The sequence below is a fragment of the Sphingomonas sp. P2_B6 genome (assembly GCF_056404755.1).
The window spans coordinates 73,511-89,265 of record NZ_JBFUDK010000017.1; the positions used below are offsets into that span (position 1 = coordinate 73,511).

A 15,755-nucleotide genomic window follows, 5' to 3' on the forward strand; every position below is an offset into this window, starting at 1 on the left:
ACGCCGCGGCCGAGGCCGCGCCCGTCAGAACTTGCCGCGCAGCGTCACGCCATAGGTCCGCGGCTCGGCGAGGAAGGCCGAGAAGATCTGCGTCGCGCCGGGATAGGTCGCGGCCGGGAACACGCCCGCCGGCCCGGGCCCGTCCGCCTGGAAGGGCGAGCTGAACGCCACCTGGGTATATTGCGTGTTGGTCACGTTCTGCGCCCAGAACTCGATCGCCCAGCGCTCGTCCTTGCCGCGCAGGCCGATACGGGCGTTCATCACGCCATAGCCATCCTGTTCCTTTTGCGGGAACAGGTCGGAGCCGGTGTTGTAATCGCCGGTCAGGCGCCCATCGACATAGAACAGCGCCGACAGGCCGCTGTCGCCGAGCTTCGGCGTCCACGCCACGGACGAGGTCACGACGATCTCGGGCGCGTTGGACAGGTTGTCGCCCGGCAACAGGCGCAGCGCCGGGTCGAGCGGCGCGCCGCGATCGTTGCCGATCAGGTTCTTGCGATAATGGGTGTTGGAATAGGTCAGGCCCGCGCTGACCCGGAAATCGCGGATCGGCACCATCGACGCCTCCAGCTCGACGCCCTGCGAGATCACGCCCGCTTTCACGTCGCCCGCGGCGCACGATCCGGTCGTCGCGCTCGTGTCGAGATCGGCGCCGGCAAGGTCGGTTTTGCAGCTGTTGACGTTCTGGACCAGAAAGACGCTGCCGTTGAAGGTGTTCAGCTGGAAATTCCTGAACGCCTGGTGGAAGGCAGCGATGTTCAGGTTGAATTTCGGCGTCGAATATTTGAGGCCGATCTCGAACGCATTGTTGATCTCGGGGTCGAATTCCAGGTTGCGCACCAGCGCCTGGGCGCCGCCGACCGCCGCGAAGGTCGTCGTCGGCACGCCGTTCGCGACCAGGATCGGCGGTTTCAGGGCCGAGCGGTCGAGGTTGAAGCCGCCTGCCTTGTAGCCGCGCGAATAGCTCGCATAGGCCAGCAGGTCCGGCGTCACCTTGTATGACAGGATGCCCGTGCCGGTCAGCTCGTTCTCGCTGCGCTTGTCGTTGATCGACACGCCGTTCAGCTCGGAGGTGGAATTGCCCTGGCAGGTCAGGTTGATCAGCCCCCCGGCCAGCGCCGAAAGCGCGGCGTTGCTGAGGAATCCGGTGAGGGCGGATTGCTGGGCCGGGCAGAGGCTGTTGTTGTTGCCGAAGGTCGCGTCGAGCTTCTTGGTCTCATGCGTGTAGCGCAGGCCGATGGTCAGCTTCAGCCCGTCGGTGATCTCGAAGATATTATGCGTGAAGACCGCGTAATTCTCGCTGTTCTGCTTGTAGGTGGACACCGTGTCGCCGACATTCACCACTGAATCCAGCCGGTCGAACGCGCCGATGAACAACGGCGTCGCCGCGCCGAACTGGCCGGCGCCGCCATTGGCGCCGAGCAGCGCGGCCCGCCCGCCGGGGCTGAGACAGCCCGCCGAGGACGGGCTGGCAAGCCCGGCCAGCGCACCGCTGACGAGAATGCGGCAGGCGGCGAAACGGCCATATTGCGATCCGAATTTCAGATTGTCGCGAACCTCGAGGTCTTCGTTCGCGTAATAGCCGCCGATCAGCCAGTCGAGCTTGCCGTCGAACGCCTCGCCCTGGAGCCGCAGCTCCTGCGAGAAGGTCTTGAACCCGCGCCGTCCGGCATTCACGCTCGGCGCGCGGTACAGCAGGTCGACATAGCTATAGTCGGTGTCGGACGCCTGGTAGTTGTAATAGTCGCGATAGGCCGTGATCGAGGTCAGCCTGGCCGGGCCGAGATTATAGTCGACCTGCCCCGAAACGCCCCAGTCCTGCGTCTTGCCGCCATAGACCCGGCCCGGGCTGATGTTGAGGTTGCGGGAATAGGGGTTGCTGAACGCCGCGACCGGCTGGCCCAGCGCGATCAGCACCGGGATGATCGGGTTCTGCGTGGTCAGCAGGTTGCGGTTCGCCGGCGCGACCGTCTGGTCGATATAGGCCGCGGCGCAGCAGGATTCGTCGCGCTTGGTGTAATCGGCGATCAGGCGGATCGAGAGATCGCTGCTCGGCTGGTACATCAGCTGGCCGCGCAGGAAATAGCGGTCGCGGTCGTTGATTTTCCTGTTGTTCGTGACGTCCTTGTAGAAGCCGTCGCGCTTCACATAGACGCCGTCGAGCCGTGCCGCGAAGGTCTCGCCCAGCGGCACGTTCACATTGCCGCTGGCGCGCCAGTAATCATAATTGCCATAGGTCACCTCGCCGCCGCCGCTGAAACGGAATTCGGGCGGCTTGCTGTAGATGCTGATGAGGCCGGCCGAGGCATTGCGGCCGAACAGCGTGCCCTGCGGGCCGCGCAGCACCTCGACCCGGTCGATATCGCCCAGCTCGTTGAGGCCGACGCCGGAGCGCGAGCGATAGACCCCGTCGATGAACACAGCGACCGAGCTTTCCAGCCCCGGATTGTCGCCGACGGTGCCGATGCCGCGCAGGCGCGCCGATCCGTTCGCTTCGTTGCCGGTGGACGACACCAGCAGCGAGGGCGCGACCTGGTTGAGCTGGCGAATGTCGTTCGCGCCGGAATTCTGCAGCGTCTCGGCCGTCACCGCGGAGATGGCGAGCGGCACATCGGCCAGGATCTGGGAGCGGCCCTGCGCCATGACGATGATGTCCTCGGCCAGGTCGGTCGCGTCGGTGGATGGGGCAGCCTGGTCGGCCACCTGGGCGAAGGCCGGCGGCGCCGTTCCGATCGCCAGGACGGACAGCGCACATGCAGCCATATAGTGCGTCTTCAGCATCACTCTCTCCCCTTCGGCCGGGATGCTCCATGATCCCGTACCGTAAACTCGAATTGATATCGAGATTGACGCGACGTCAAGTGAAAGACGCGTTTCGAAACAGTACCGATCCGCCCCGATCCGGCGCCAAACCCCGGGCGAAAGCCCCGGATCGGCCAGAACCTATATTCGAAATGGCTATATCTCCGCATTCCCGCGGCCCAAGAAAAGGCGCCGTCCCCGGGGGGACGGCGCCTGTCTTTGCCGGGACAGGTCGCGCGAGGGCGTCAGTAGCCGTTGAGTCTCGCGAAGCGTTCGCGGTGCCAGGCGGCGTTGCCCCACAGGGTTTCCAGCACACGCGCGCGCTTCAGGTAGAAGCCGGCGTCATGCTCGTCGGTCATGCCGATGCCGCCGTGCATCTGGATCAGCTCGCGGCTGACCAGGTTGAGCGTATCGCCCGCCACGGCCTTGGCGAGCGTTACGGCCTGGTCGACGTCCGAGCGGTTCGCGTCGATCGCCTCCAGCGCGCCTTCCACCGCCGATCGCGTCAGCTCCAGCTCGGTGAACATCTTCGCCATGCGATGCTGCAGCGCCTGGAAGGTCGAGAGCGGCTGGCCGAACTGCACGCGCGTCTTGAGATAGTCGTTGGTCGTCGCAAAGGCCTGTTCCGCCATGCCGAGCATCTCGGCGCAGACCGCCGCGGTGGCGCGGTCGATCACCTTTGCGGTCAGGTCGGTCCCGCCCAGTCTCTCCGCGGGGGCGCCATCGAAGGTGACCTGCGCATGGCTGCGCGAATCCACCATCTTGCGCGTGGCACGCGATACGCCCGCGCCGTCCGGCACCAGATAGAGCCCGTCCACCGCCGCGACGACGAACAGGCCGGCGCTGTCGCCTTCCGCCACGAACTGCTTGGTGCCGCTGATCCTGCCGTCGGACACGCTGGTCGCGATCGCCGCCGGGTCGTGGATCGGCCCTTCGTCCACCGCCAGCGTCGCAACGACCTCGCCCGCCGCGATCTTCGGCAGCCAGGCCGATTTCGCCGCGTCCGACCCGCCCAGCACGATCGCAGTGGCGGCGGCCGCGGTCGACGCCAGCGGGGACGCGGCCAGGTTGCGCCCGAGCTGCTCGAGCACCAGCCCGAGCGAGAGATAGCCGAAGTCCGATCCGCCAAAGGCTTCGGGCACGACGATGCCCGCCCAGCCCATCTGGCCCATCTCGGCCCAGGCGGCGGCATCATAGCCCTCCGCCGGCGCCGCATCGCGCATCCTGCGGAAGGCGGAGACGGGCGCCTCATTGTCCGCCCATTCGCGCGCCATGTCGCGCAGCATCGTCTGTTCGTCGTTGAGTGCCGCCATCATCCTGCCCCTTGAAACTATTTCGGTCCGGTACCGACGATCATTGGTGGTCGAGCATCCCGAGAATGCGCTTTGCGATCACATTGTTCTGGATCTCGGCCGATCCGCCATAGATCGACACGGCCTTGCCCCACAGCCAGGTGCGGGTCTGGCCCAGCTCGGCCTCGGTAAAGCCTTCACCTTCCCAGCCCAGCCCGTTCATGCCCATGATCTCGATCGACAGCTCGGCGCGGTCCTGGGTGATGCGCGCGCCGACATTCTTCATGATCGAGGTCGTGGCCGACGGCCCCTGGTTCGATTTCGCCTCGAGCGCGGCGCGGCGAAGCGTCAGCGCGAAGGCGCGGCTGTCCATCTCGTGCCGCACGATGCGCATGCGCAGGTCGCTGTCGCCGATCCGGCCCTGCTCGTCCGTCCCGCGATATTCCTTGGCGAGCGTACCCATCGTCTTGCCGGCGAACAGGCGCCCGACCGTGCCGCCGCCCGACAGATTCTGCCGTTCGTGCTGGAGCAGCCGCTTGCCGATCGTCCAGCCCTCGCCCTCGCGGCCGACCAGATTGCCCTTGGGCACTTTCACGTCGGTGAAGAAGGTCTCGCAAAAGGGCGACGCGCCCGAGATCATCTTGATCGGCTTCACCTCGACGCCCGGCGAGGTCATGTCGATCACCAGGAAGCTGATGCCTTCATGCTTCTTCGATTTGTCGGTGCGCACCAGCGCGAAGCATTTGTCGGCCCATTGCCCGCCCGAGGTCCAGGTCTTCTGGCCGTTGACGAGATAATGGTCTCCCCTGTCCTCGGCGAACATCTGCAGGCTGGCCAGGTCCGATCCCGCGCCCGGCTCCGAATAGCCTTGGCACCACCGCACCTCGCCTTTCGCGATCGCCGGGATATGCTCCAGCTTCTGCTCCTCGCTGCCATATTCGAGCAGGGTCGGGCCGAACATCATCACGCCCATGCCGCCGATCGGGTTCCACGCGCCGATCCGCGCCATTTCCTCGCCCAGCACGCGCGCCTGCGCCCGATCGAGCCCGCCGCCGCCATATTGCGCGGGCCAGGTCGGCACGCCCCAGCCCTTCTCGCCGAACGCCTTTTTCCAGGCGGCCTCCTCGTCCGACAGGCTGGTCGGCCCCTCGACCACCGCCATCAGATTCTCCTTGCCCTTCAGCGAGGGCGAGAAATGCGCCTCCAGCCAGGCGCGCGTCTCCTGGCGGAACGCGTCGATCGGGGTGACGGCGACGTCGGTTTCGGCGGCGCTGGCCATAATGCTCTCCTTCGGGACCGAATCTGAATATCGGGTATGGCCGAGCATGTGGCACAGATCGCAGGGCAAGCAAAGCGCCCAGGTGCGTGCCTCCGACCTCCTCGGCGCGTTGGGCGGAACCGCGCGACAAGGGCGCGCGATTAATCCAAAATGGCCCGAAAAACAGCGGTTTTTGGAGACAATTGATGCCCCCCTGCCCCCTTGCCCCGCCGTGCGACCTTGTGCATGTTCGGTGAATGTTCCGCCGGCGCCCGCGCGTCAGGAAAATTGTGGGACGCGAGCGATCCGGAGGGGAGTGAATGCGCTTCGAACATCGTGCCGTGCCCATCGTCCTTGCGGCCGTACTGATCGACACGATCGGTTTCGGCATCGTCATGCCGGTCTTCCCGCACCTCATCACCAGCATCGGCCATGTCGACCTCGAACAGGCGACGCGGATCGCCGGCTATATGCTGGTGGTGTTCGCGGTGACGCAGTTCTTCGCCGGGCCAGTGCTGGGCAATCTCAGCGACCGCTTCGGCCGGCGTCCCGTGCTCATCGCCTCGATGCTCGCCTTCGGCATGGATTACGCGCTGATGGCCTGGGCCCCGACGCTCGCCTGGCTGTTCCTCGGCCGCGCCATCGCCGGCGTCGCGGGCGCGGTCTACAGCCCGGCCAGCTCGGTGCTGGCTGACGTCACCCCACCCGAAAAGCGCAGCGGCGTATTCGGGCTGATCGGCGCAGCGTTCGGCATCGGCTTCATCATCGGGCCGGCTATCGGCGGACTGCTCGCCGATTTCGGCCCACGCGCCCCGTTCGTCGCCGCCGCGATCCTGGCGCTCGGCAACGCCCTGGTGATGATCCTCGCCATGCCCGAGACGCTCGCGCTGGAGAATCGCCGTCCGTTCAGGCTGCGCGATGCCCATGTCGTCGGCGCGTTCCGCCCGCTGTTCCATGCCGGCAACGCGGCGCCTCTGCTTGCGGCCTGGTTCGTGTGGCAACTCGCGCACATGGTCTATCCCTCGACCTGGGCTTTCTGGGCCGCGATCCGCTTCGACTGGGACGCCAAGGCAATCGGCTGGTCGCTCGCTTTCGTCGGGCTGGTCATGGCGCTGGTGCAAGGCGGGCTGACCGGCAAGATCATCGCCCGCATCGGCGAACGGCGAGCCCTTGTCGTCGGCCTGCTCTCGGCAGGCATCGCCTTTCTCGCCTTCGCCTTCATCACGCAGAGCTGGCAGGCTTATGTCCTGTTTCTGGTCGGCGCCCTGTCCGGCCTGATCTTCCCCGCGATGAACGGCCTGCTCTCACGCATGGTGGACGCCTCGCACCAGGGCGCGCTGCAGGGCGGCATCGGCAGCATGGGCAGCGTCTCGTCGATCCTCGGGCCGCTGCTGCTCACTCAGGCGCTGGCGACCGGGGTCGACCATGGCTTCCCGGGCGCGGCGTTCCTGCTGGCCGCAATCCTCTCCTTCCTGTCGCTCGGCATCCTCATGTGGAAAGTGCTGGATCGCGTGCCGCTGCCGGAAGCGAAAACCGCGATCTGAAAAAATCAAATTCCCCACTGTTCGGGAGGAGGTCTGATCGCGCCCTATAGCAGCGCGAAGCCCAGCGCCTTGTTGACCGTATCGCGTACCACGCTCACCCCCGCGTTGATCGCCTGCTCCGCCGCGAGGATGCCGATCCCCTTCACCGCCAGCAACATGGTCCGCGAGGTATTCTTCTGGATGTCGAGCTTCAGCCGCGCCTCTTCCGCGTCAATGATGCCCGACGCGTAGAGCTCGCCGATCTGGCGGATCGAGATGGCGATCTTCTCGGCTTCGTTCTTCGCATAGATCGCGGCGGTCTTGCCGCCCCCGACCAGCACCGCTGCCATCGCATTGCCGATCTCTCCGGTCAGCGCCCCTACGTCGATCTGCGCCATCAATTTCCTCCCGGTGCCATGCCGCGCTGCTTGGCCTTTTCCAGCATCAGGATCGCGCCGGTCGACTGCGCGAGGCCATTGAAGTCGGGCTCGAGGATTTGCGCGCTCATGCACTGCTCGGTGCCCTGCCGCGTCTGCTCGCGCCGCTTATGCTCCGCCTCCAGCGCGCTGAGGCTGTCCTCGAGCAGGCCGACCATCTGGATGGTCTGGCTGTTCTGCGCGAACACGCCGACATGGACACGCAGGTCCTCGATATCGGCGTGCGCCTTGCGGTAGAAACCGGTCTGGCGCGAATAGACGCAATCGGGCGTGCCATAGCTGTAGAGCAGAGCCTGGCGCTCGGCCGAAAAGCTGCTCTGCAACGCCGAGACCATCTGCTCCGTCTGGCTGTCATAGGGCGCCATCAGGGTCACGGTACAGGCGCCGAGCGACAGCGCGGCCAGGCTCGCCACGATGCTGGCAAAACGTCGGCGACCCTGAGCCATTTAGCACCTCCCCGAATGTGCCGGAGCGCGACCTTATGGCGCGGCACCCGGGCTGTCGATGACAGCTACAGCCGGTCAGGTTGCAATCCGCCCGCTCACGCCCGGGCGCTTGGTCGGGCGGAAACGCGCTCATGCCAGGCGCGGAGATTCGCCTGATCCTCAGGGATCGCGATCCCGACAAAGCCGGCGAAGTCGACCACCGACAACAGCACGATATCCGCCATCGAATAGCTTTTCCCGTCCAGATAGTCCCGGTCCGCCAGCGCGCGGTCGAACTCGCGCATCGCGCCGGTCACGCGCGGCCGCTGGCTCTCGCCGAACTCGGTATATTGCGGCTTCACCACGCGTGCGGTGAAGGGATGGCAATGCGCCCACACCATCGACAGTGGCACCATCAGGCGCAGCTCGGCGCGGCGGGTCCACATATCGACCTCGGCCATGCCCTGCGGCCCCTCGCCGAACATCGGCGGTTCGGGGTGCATCGCCTCGAACAGGCGGCAGATCGACACGCTTTCCGTCAGCACGTCGCCATTGTCGAGCTTCAGCGCGGGGATTTGCCCCAGCGGATTCACCGCGAGGAAATCCGGCCCCTTATGCTCCCCCGCGACGATCGACAGGGTCTCGCTCGGCACGCTCAGTCCCTTTTCGGCGAGATAGATGCGCACCCGGCGCGGATTGGGCGCCGGATTCACCGCGTCGTAGAACAGCATCGGCATCCCCCATATTTTTCGAAGATTGCGTATGGCATTTGCGGCGCGCCTCGCATAGCGGCGTCTCATGACAGCCGCTGATATGCTCGCGAGCGATTTCGCGACCCTGCCCGACCTGATCCGAGCGCATGCGACCGAGCAGGGCGGCAAGACCGCCCTTGCCGCGATCGAGGGCAGCATCGACTATGCGACGCTCGACGCGCTGATGGACCGGGTCGCCGCGGCGTTGCAGCGCGACGGCGTGGCGCAGGGCCAGGCGGTGGCGATCGTCGCGGCTTCGCGCATCGAGTATGGCGCGGTCTTTCTCGGCGCGCTCCGGGCCGGTTGCGTCGCCGCGCCACTCGCCCCGTCTTCCACGCCGGAATCGCTCGCCGCGATGATCGCCGATTGCGGGGCGCCGATCGTATTTGTCGACGACGAGGCCGCCGCAGCGCTGGCGGGCCGGGACATCACGGCAAAGGTCGTTCACTTCCCTTCGTTTGAAGACTGGCTCGCTCCCGAGGGTTCAAGCCCCTCCCCGGTCGCCATCGCGCCCGAAGACGGCTTCAACATCATCTATTCCTCCGGTACCACCGGCACGCCCAAGGGCATCGTGCAGAGCCACGCGATGCGCTGGGCGCATATCCATCGCAACGCCTCGGCCGGTTTCGGCGAGGCGGTGACGATGATCGCGACGCCGCTCTATTCCAACACGACATTGGTCAGTTTCCTGCCGACGCTCGGCTGGGGCGGCACCGCGGTGCTGATGAAGAAATTCGACGCACGCGGCTTTCTCGAGCTTGCCCAGGCCAATCGGGCGACTCACGCCATGCTCGTGCCCGTCCAGTATCAGCGGATCATGGCGCTGCCCGATTTCGGCGGTTTCGACCTGTCGTCCTTCCGGCTGAAGACCTGCACCAGCGCACCCTTCTCCGCTGCGCTCAAGGCCGATGTCATCGCCCGCTGGCCGGGGCTGCTGGTCGAATATTACGGCATGACCGAAGGCGGCGGCACCTGCCTGCTGGTCGCGAACCAATATCCCGACAAACTCCACACCGTCGGCAAACCGATCGAGGATCATGACATCCGCCTGATCGACGACGACGGCAGGGAAGTGCCGCAGGGGGAGATGGGCGAAGTCGTCGGCCGCTCGCCGGCGATGATGACCGGCTATCACGGCCGCTCCGACGCGACGCGCTCGGCCGAATGGTTCGACGCCGAGGGGCGGCGCTATATCCGCCACGGCGATGTCGGCCGCTTCGACGCGGACGGCTTCCTGACCTTGCTCGATCGCAAGAAGGACCTGATCATCTCGGGCGGCTTCAACATCTATCCGACCGATCTCGAAGCCGTGCTGGCACAACACCCCGCCGTCGCCGATTGCAGCGTGATCGGCATGCCGTCCGACGCCTGGGGCGAAACGCCGGTCGGCTTCTATGTGCCGCATACCGGCGTGGATGCCGGCACTGCCGAGATCCTCGCCTGGACCAATGCCCGGCTCGGCAAGACCCAGCGCCTGTCCGCGCTCCACGCCATCGACGAACTGCCGCGCAGCGCGATCGGCAAGGTGCTGAAACGCGCGCTGCGCGATCGCCTGGCGGAGAAGACGCTGTGACCCCGATCGCCGACATCCTCGCCGCCGGCACGCCGATCGAGGGTGGATTCCGCACCAGCATCCCGGCCGACTGGCTGCAGGGCCGGACCAGCTATGGCGGCCTGTCCAGCGCGCTCGCGCTTCACGCGGCGCAGGGCATCGAGCCGGATCTGCCCCCGCTTCGCTCAGCCCAGATCGCCTTTATCGGCCCGCTCTCGGGCGCGGTGAGCGTCACCGCGACCAGGCTCCGCCGCGGCCGTAACGCCGCTTTCATTCAGGCCGATATCGTGTCGGACGCCGGCCTCGGCTTCCGCGCGACCTTCGTCTTCATGTCGGACCAGCCCTCGCGGATCGATCTCGATGGCCGGCTGCAAAGCGCCAGGCGCCCGCCCGCGCCTGATGCGACGCTCTATACCGGGCCCGACGAGTTCTTCACCGGCAACTTCAACTTCCTCGACCTGAAGGAAGAGGCGACGGGCGACGCGGAATGGCTGCGCTGGGCCCGGTTGCGCGCAGTCGACGGGCTCGATCCGATGGTCCATGTGCTCGCCGTCGCCGACGCCCTGCCGCCCGCCGCATTCAAGCTGCTCGGCAAGCAGCCCGCCCCGATCAGCTCGCTGACCTGGATCGTGAACCTGCTCACCCCGGCACCCGCGACCACCGATGGCTGGTGGCTGCTCTCGGCGCAGTCGGATTATGCGCGCAACGGCTGTTCGAGCCAGGCGATGACGATCTGGAACGCCGACGGCCAGCCAATCGCCCAGGGCATGCAGAGCGTCGCGATCTTCGCGTGATTTTTCCTCCCCGGCACGGGGAGGAATTAAAGCTGCGACAAATTGCGACACTTTCGCGCTTCGCTGACATAGCCGCGCGACACCCTTGAGCGAAAACCCCGATCATAGCCGGCGGGACCGGGCAATCACTCGAAGGAACAAGGTATGCGTAACTATCTTCTCGCCCTCGCTCTGGCGGGCACTGCCATCAGCGGTGCCGCGTTCGCGGGGCAGAATGGCGGCGCCATGCGCGCCGACGCCGGCAAAATGGACACCAACGGGGACGGCACCATCTCGCGCGCCGAATTCATGGCGCGATCGGATCAGCGCTTCGCCCGTCTCGACGCCAATGGCGATGGCGTGATCTCGGGCGACGAACTGCCCGGCCGCGGCCGGCTGGTGGCGGGCACCGACACGGACAAGGACGGCAAGATCACCAAAGCGGAATTTTCGGCCCAGGCCGCCGCGCGCTTCGCGAAGCTCGACGCCAATGGCGACGGCAAGATCTCGCCCGACGAAATGAAGGCGATGGGCGAGCGCCTGCGCGAAGGCCGGGGCGGGCGGGGCGGCGGCATGATGCCGCCGCCCGGCGCTCCGGGGGCCCCCGGCATGATGGGCGGCCATGGCGGTCATGGCGGGATGATGGCCCGTCTGGACACCGACCATGACGGCAGGATCAGCCATGCCGAGGCAATCGCCCAGGCCGAAGCGCGGTTCGCGAAGACCGATGCCAATCATGACGGCTTCATCGACAAGGCCGAGATGGAATCGGCGCGCGACAGCATGAAGCAGCACATGGGCAGGATGCGTGGCCATGGATGGCATCGCCCCGGCGGCCCGGGCACGCCTCCCCCTCCGGGTGCCGACGCGCCCAAACCAGACGCCGGCCAGTAATTCCCCGACTGGCCTGGCTGCCGGGCGGGTTTTCCCCCTTGCCCGCCCGGCATGTTCCAAAGGCGACCGATCATGCTAGACGCCGACATCATGGGAGAAACGCCACACCTGCTGCTGGTCGATGACGAGCGCTCGATCCGCGAGCCGCTCGCGCAATATCTGACCAAGCAGGGCTTTCGCGTGACTCAGACGGGCGATGCCGAGGCAGCGCGCACGCGCCTTACGGCCTATGCGATCGATCTGGTCATCCTCGACATCATGATGCCGGGCGAGGACGGATTGAGCCTCTGCCGCCATATCCGCGAGACGAGCGAGACCCCCGTCATCCTGCTCACCGCGCGCAGCGAGGAGACCGACCGGATCGTCGGGCTGGAAATGGGCGCCGACGATTATGTCGTGAAGCCCTTCTCGCCGCGCGAACTGGCCGCCCGGGTCAAGGTGATCCTGCGCCGCGCCGCCGCCGGCGGCACGCGCCAGCACGCGCCCGACACCGGCTCCTTCGCCTTTTCCGGCTGGGTGCTGAAATCGGGCGAGCGCGCCCTGGTAGACCGCGAAGGCGTGTCGGTGCCGCTCTCGACCGGCGAATATAATCTGCTCCACGCGCTGGTGACTCGCCCGCGCCAGGTGCTGACGCGCGACCAGCTGCTCGACCTGACTCAGGGCCGCGAGGCCGCCGCGTTCGACCGCGCGATCGACAATCAGGTCAGCCGCCTGCGCCGCAAGATCGAGACCGATCCGAAGAATCCCGATCTGATCAAGACGGTCTGGGGCGGCGGCTACACGCTCGCCGCCGAAGTCACCCGCCTGTGAGGCATATCCGGCTGTGGCCGCGCAATCTTTCCGGGCAGATGGTGCTGCTGATCGCGATCGCGCTGTTCGTGGCGCAGGCGATCAACTTCGCGATCCAGCTGCAGGACCGGCGCGCCTCCCGCTACGATCAGGCCACCGGCCCCGCGGTCGCCCGCATCGTCGATGCGGTCGAGCGCAGCAATCGTGGCGGTCCCTTCGACGGTAGCCGTCGCGGCGTGCGCAAGGCCGACCTCTCGCCCGTCAACCCGGCCGGCGAGCATCAGCCGATCGTCGAGCAGGGATTGCGCACAGAACTGGCCGAAGCCGGGCTGAAGGTCGGGCGGATCGAAACTGAAGTCCGCGCGATTCACAAGGGCGATCGCCGATCGCGCCGCTGGGGTCCGCGTTTTTCGGAACGCATGGTCAAGATGGGCGGCGAGCTGGTCATCGCGGTCGAACAGCCCGGCAAGGGCTGGCTCGTGCTCAGCGCGCCATGGCCCCGCGCCGAAGCCTTTCTGGTCTGGCGGCTGATCTGGCAGACGCTGGTGCTGTACGCGATCATGCTGATTCCGGTGCTGTGGATCGGCCGGCGCATCTCGCAACCGCTGCGCAGCCTCGCCGCCGCCGCCCGCAATTTCATGCCAGGCGAAGTCGATGTGCCGGTCGAAGAACGCGGCCCGCAGGATCTGCGCGACGTGATCGCCGCGTTCAACGCGCTGCGCCTGCGCGTTTCGGCGATGCTCGACGAGAAGGACCGGATGCTCGGCGCGATCGGGCATGATCTGCGCACCCCGCTCGCCGCGCTGCGCGTGCGCATCGAATCCGTCGAGGACGATACCGACCGGCTGAAGATGGCCGACACGATCGAGGAGATGAACCGCACCCTCGACGACATCCTGTCGCTCGCCCGCCTCGGGCGGCCGAGCGAAGCGCTCACCGAGGTCGATCTGGCCGCCCTGGTCGATGCCGTGGTCGAGGATTTCCGCGATCTCGACCATGACGTGACCTTCGAGGAAGCCGACCGCCTGAGGATGCGGCTGCGCCCCTCGCTGATCCGGCGCGCGGTGCGCAATCTGATCGAGAATGCGGTCAAATATGGCGTATCAGCCGAAGTTCGGGTCGTGCCCGGCGACCGCGAGGTCTCGATCGTGGTCGCCGATCGGGGCCCGGGCATTCCGCCCGAACATCTCGGCGACGTGTTCGACGCCTTCACCCGGCTCGAGACGTCGCGCAACAAGGAGACGGGGGGCATCGGACTCGGCCTCGCGCTGGCCCGCGCCATCGTGCGCGAGGCGGGCGGCGACATCACGCTGGTCAACCGCCCGGAAGGCGGGCTTGACGCGACGATCACCCTGCCCCGGCGCTGACGGGCGCAAGCAGCGGCACGTCCCGCAACTCCTCGACGAGGTGATCGATGAACACCCGCACCCGGTGCGGCAGGATGCCGCCGCCGACATAGACCGCGCTGACCACTTCCATATCGCCCGGATTAAACTCTTCGAGCAGCGCGACCAGCCGACCCGCCGCGATCATCTCCGCGACATGGAACAGCCCGATCCGGGCGATACCGACGCCGGCCAGCGCCATCTGCCGCATCGTCTCGCCATTGTTGAGTTGCAGGCTGCCGGTCACCGGCTGGTCGATGATCCCTTCGTCGCAGCGGAACGGCCAGGTCGTGCGCGGTCGGCGGAAATTGAACGTCAGGCAATCATGCCGCGCCAGATCCCGCGGGTGCTCGGGCGTGCCGTGCCGCGCGAGATAGGCGGGGGACGCGGAGATCATCCGGCGGCTCTCGCCGAGCTTGCGCGCCATCAGCCCGGAGTCGGGCAGATTGCCCATGCGGATCGCCACATCGGTGCGCTCCGCCAGCAGGTCGACCACATCGTCGGTCAGGTTGAGATCGACCACTACCTGGGGGTGCTTCGCCAGGAAGGTCGCGACCGCCGGCGCGACGAACATCGTCCCGAACGGCAGCGAGGCGCTGACCCGCAGCCTGCCGCGCACCGCCCCGCCCGATGCCTCCTGGTCGGCATCGTTCAGCTCCTGCAGGATGCGCATCGCCGCGCGGTGATAGGCCTCGCCCTCGTCGGTGAGGCTCAGCGCACGCGTCGTGCGCACCAGCAGCCGCGCGCCGAGCCGCTCCTCCAGCCGGGCGATCAGCTTGCTCACCGCCGACGGCGTCAGGTCGAGCGTGCGCGCCGCTGCGGAGAAGCCGCCCTCGGCGACGACCCGCGCGAACACCTCCATCTCGCCCGATCGTTCCATCTGGATGCGCGGCATTGATGATTTCCAGTCACAGATGCTGATCTGCTTCTGGACATAGTAGAAACCAGGCGTCACGCCTAGATCACTTCCAACGAAACCCCGTGGAGACTCATCATGGACCTGGAACTCACCGACAAGATTGCCCTGGTAACTGGCGGCACCGGTGGCATCGGCCTTGAAATCGCCCGCTCGCTCTCGCTCGAGGGCGCCGCGGTGACCATCACCGGCCGCTCGCAGCAGAAGCTCGATGACGCGATCGCCGACATCAACGCCTCTGGCGGCAAGCCCGTCGCCGGCGTGATCGCCGACGTCGCGACCGCCGAAGGTGCCGCAGCGGTGACGGCGGCGCTGCCGACCGTCGACATCCTGATCAACAATCTCGGCATCTATGAAAGCAAGGCATTCGGCGACATCAGCGATGCCGACTGGGCTAACATCTTCGACGTCAACGTGCTGAGCGGCGTCCGCCTGTCGCGCGCCTATCTGCCGGCCATGCTGGAGCAGAACTGGGGCCGGATCATCTTCATCTCCAGCGAATCCGGCCTCGCCGTGCCGCAGGACATGATCCATTACGGCATGACCAAGACTGCCCAGCTCGCCATCGCCCGCGGCCTGTCGCAGCTGACGCGCGGCACCAACGTCACGGTCAATTCGGTGCTGCCGGGGCCGACCCGGTCGGACGGCGTCGTCGAATTCCTGCGCAGCCAGGCGTCCGATCCCGCCGCGTCGATCGACCAGATCGAAGCGGAATTCTTCCGCGACGCCCGCCCCTCCTCGATCATCCAGCGCATGATCGAAGCGAAGGAGATCGGCGACATGGTGGCCTATATCGCCAGCCCGCGTGCCTCCGCCACCAACGGCGCCTCGATCCGGGCCGAGGGTGGACTGGTCAACACGATCGCCTGACCTTCTTCTGCCCCCCTCCCGCTTGCGGGAGGGGTGGGGGGAGGGCCTGTCCTCCCCCACTGAACTCCGCTTATGCGGACAAGCCCT

General features: G+C 66.7%; 14 protein-coding genes. 7 read left to right on the forward strand and 7 right to left on the reverse strand.

Annotation, left to right across the window (positions count from 1 at the left end):
• Nucleotides 1-24: 24 nt before the first annotated feature.
• The 3 genes from AC1DX5_RS20185 to AC1DX5_RS20195 all read right to left on the reverse strand — a co-directional run bounded on the left by AC1DX5_RS20185 (nucleotide 25) and on the right by AC1DX5_RS20195 (nucleotide 5,373).
• A complete protein-coding gene (locus tag AC1DX5_RS20185) occupies nucleotides 25-2,781 on the reverse strand; it encodes a TonB-dependent receptor (protein ID WP_478017056.1) in 2,757 nt (918 codons plus the stop codon).
• Nucleotides 2,782-3,047: 266 nt separating this feature from the next.
• On the reverse strand, nucleotides 3,048-4,115 hold the full coding sequence (locus tag AC1DX5_RS20190; RefSeq protein ID WP_465173882.1) for an acyl-CoA dehydrogenase family protein: 1,068 nt from the start codon (nucleotides 4,113-4,115) through the stop codon (nucleotides 3,048-3,050).
• A 40-nt stretch (nucleotides 4,116-4,155) separates the two neighbouring features.
• On the reverse strand, nucleotides 4,156-5,373 hold the full coding sequence (locus AC1DX5_RS20195) for an acyl-CoA dehydrogenase family protein (protein WP_465172235.1): 1,218 nt from the start codon (nucleotides 5,371-5,373) through the stop codon (nucleotides 4,156-4,158).
• A gap of 299 nt (nucleotides 5,374-5,672) precedes the next feature.
• On the opposite strand from AC1DX5_RS20195, the gene AC1DX5_RS20200 reads away from it, so the two are divergent.
• Complete coding sequence (locus AC1DX5_RS20200; protein WP_478017060.1) at nucleotides 5,673-6,896, forward strand: TCR/Tet family MFS transporter; 1,224 nt, start codon at nucleotides 5,673-5,675, stop codon at nucleotides 6,894-6,896.
• Nucleotides 6,897-6,940: 44 nt separating this feature from the next.
• Here AC1DX5_RS20200 and AC1DX5_RS20205 read toward each other — a convergent pair whose 3' ends face one another.
• The 3 genes from AC1DX5_RS20205 to AC1DX5_RS20215 form a co-directional block, all read right to left on the reverse strand.
• Nucleotides 6,941-7,273: a hypothetical protein gene (locus tag AC1DX5_RS20205; protein WP_465175956.1), complete on the reverse strand. Its 333-nt coding sequence runs from the start codon at nucleotides 7,271-7,273 to the stop codon at nucleotides 6,941-6,943.
• Nucleotides 7,273-7,758, reverse strand: coding sequence for a hypothetical protein (locus AC1DX5_RS20210; protein WP_465172232.1), 486 nt, complete (start codon nucleotides 7,756-7,758; stop codon nucleotides 7,273-7,275). The genes AC1DX5_RS20205 and AC1DX5_RS20210 overlap by 1 nt, the downstream gene beginning before the upstream one ends.
• 95 nt (nucleotides 7,759-7,853) lie before the next feature.
• On the reverse strand, nucleotides 7,854-8,468 hold the full coding sequence (locus tag AC1DX5_RS20215) for a glutathione S-transferase family protein (protein ID WP_465172231.1): 615 nt from the start codon (nucleotides 8,466-8,468) through the stop codon (nucleotides 7,854-7,856).
• A 67-nt stretch (nucleotides 8,469-8,535) separates the two neighbouring features.
• On the opposite strand from AC1DX5_RS20215, the gene AC1DX5_RS20220 reads away from it, so the two are divergent.
• From AC1DX5_RS20220 to AC1DX5_RS20240, 5 genes are all read left to right on the forward strand, one after another.
• Nucleotides 8,536-10,062: a class I adenylate-forming enzyme family protein gene (locus AC1DX5_RS20220; RefSeq protein WP_478017062.1), complete on the forward strand. Its 1,527-nt coding sequence runs from the start codon at nucleotides 8,536-8,538 to the stop codon at nucleotides 10,060-10,062.
• A complete protein-coding gene (locus AC1DX5_RS20225) occupies nucleotides 10,059-10,835 on the forward strand; it encodes a thioesterase family protein (RefSeq protein ID WP_478017064.1) in 777 nt (258 codons plus the stop codon). The genes AC1DX5_RS20220 and AC1DX5_RS20225 overlap by 4 nt, the downstream gene beginning before the upstream one ends.
• 144 nt (nucleotides 10,836-10,979) lie before the next feature.
• Nucleotides 10,980-11,708 (forward strand): hypothetical protein, encoded by a 729-nt coding sequence (locus AC1DX5_RS20230; RefSeq protein WP_478017065.1) that lies wholly within the window; start codon nucleotides 10,980-10,982, stop codon nucleotides 11,706-11,708.
• 90 nt (nucleotides 11,709-11,798) lie between these two features.
• Nucleotides 11,799-12,518, forward strand: a complete 720-nt coding sequence (locus tag AC1DX5_RS20235) for a response regulator (RefSeq protein WP_465173881.1) — start codon at nucleotides 11,799-11,801, stop codon at nucleotides 12,516-12,518.
• Between the two features lie 38 nt (nucleotides 12,519-12,556).
• Entirely contained in the window at nucleotides 12,557-13,864 is a 1,308-nt protein-coding gene (locus tag AC1DX5_RS20240; RefSeq protein WP_478017081.1) for a sensor histidine kinase, read from the forward strand.
• Here the strand turns inward: AC1DX5_RS20240 and AC1DX5_RS20245 are convergent.
• Nucleotides 13,845-14,762: a LysR family transcriptional regulator gene (locus AC1DX5_RS20245; RefSeq protein WP_478017083.1), complete on the reverse strand. Its 918-nt coding sequence runs from the start codon at nucleotides 14,760-14,762 to the stop codon at nucleotides 13,845-13,847. The two genes, AC1DX5_RS20240 and AC1DX5_RS20245, sit on opposite strands and share 20 nt — an antisense overlap.
• A 114-nt stretch (nucleotides 14,763-14,876) precedes the next feature.
• Here AC1DX5_RS20245 and AC1DX5_RS20250 point away from each other — a divergent pair, with 114 nt between their 5' ends.
• A complete protein-coding gene (locus AC1DX5_RS20250; RefSeq protein ID WP_478017067.1) occupies nucleotides 14,877-15,668 on the forward strand; it encodes an SDR family NAD(P)-dependent oxidoreductase in 792 nt (263 codons plus the stop codon).
• The last annotated feature ends 87 nt before the right edge of the window (nucleotides 15,669-15,755 follow it).

What these genes read in the sequence shown, in the direction of transcription:
- AC1DX5_RS20205 (WP_465175956.1), bottom strand. Translation starts at nt 7,273, where the DNA reads ATGGCGCAGATCGACGTAGGGGCGCTGACCGGAGAGATCGGCAATGCG.
- AC1DX5_RS20210 (WP_465172232.1), bottom strand. Translation starts at nt 7,758, where the DNA reads ATGGCTCAGGGTCGCCGACGTTTTGCCAGCATCGTGGCGAGCCTGGCC.
- AC1DX5_RS20220 (WP_478017062.1), top strand. Translation starts at nt 8,536, where the DNA reads ATGACAGCCGCTGATATGCTCGCGAGCGATTTCGCGACCCTGCCCGAC.
- AC1DX5_RS20240 (WP_478017081.1), top strand. Translation starts at nt 12,557, where the DNA reads ATGGTGCTGCTGATCGCGATCGCGCTGTTCGTGGCGCAGGCGATCAAC.
- AC1DX5_RS20215 (WP_465172231.1), bottom strand. Translation starts at nt 8,468, where the DNA reads ATGCTGTTCTACGACGCGGTGAATCCGGCGCCCAATCCGCGCCGGGTG.
- AC1DX5_RS20185 (WP_478017056.1), bottom strand. Translation starts at nt 2,781, where the DNA reads ATGCTGAAGACGCACTATATGGCTGCATGTGCGCTGTCCGTCCTGGCG.
- AC1DX5_RS20235 (WP_465173881.1), top strand. Translation starts at nt 11,799, where the DNA reads ATGGGAGAAACGCCACACCTGCTGCTGGTCGATGACGAGCGCTCGATC.
- AC1DX5_RS20200 (WP_478017060.1), top strand. Translation starts at nt 5,673, where the DNA reads ATGCGCTTCGAACATCGTGCCGTGCCCATCGTCCTTGCGGCCGTACTG.
- AC1DX5_RS20230 (WP_478017065.1), top strand. Translation starts at nt 10,980, where the DNA reads ATGCGTAACTATCTTCTCGCCCTCGCTCTGGCGGGCACTGCCATCAGC.
- AC1DX5_RS20250 (WP_478017067.1), top strand. Translation starts at nt 14,877, where the DNA reads ATGGACCTGGAACTCACCGACAAGATTGCCCTGGTAACTGGCGGCACC.
- AC1DX5_RS20245 (WP_478017083.1), bottom strand. Translation starts at nt 14,762, where the DNA reads ATGGAACGATCGGGCGAGATGGAGGTGTTCGCGCGGGTCGTCGCCGAG.
- AC1DX5_RS20190 (WP_465173882.1), bottom strand. Translation starts at nt 4,115, where the DNA reads ATGGCGGCACTCAACGACGAACAGACGATGCTGCGCGACATGGCGCGC.
- AC1DX5_RS20195 (WP_465172235.1), bottom strand. Translation starts at nt 5,373, where the DNA reads ATGGCCAGCGCCGCCGAAACCGACGTCGCCGTCACCCCGATCGACGCG.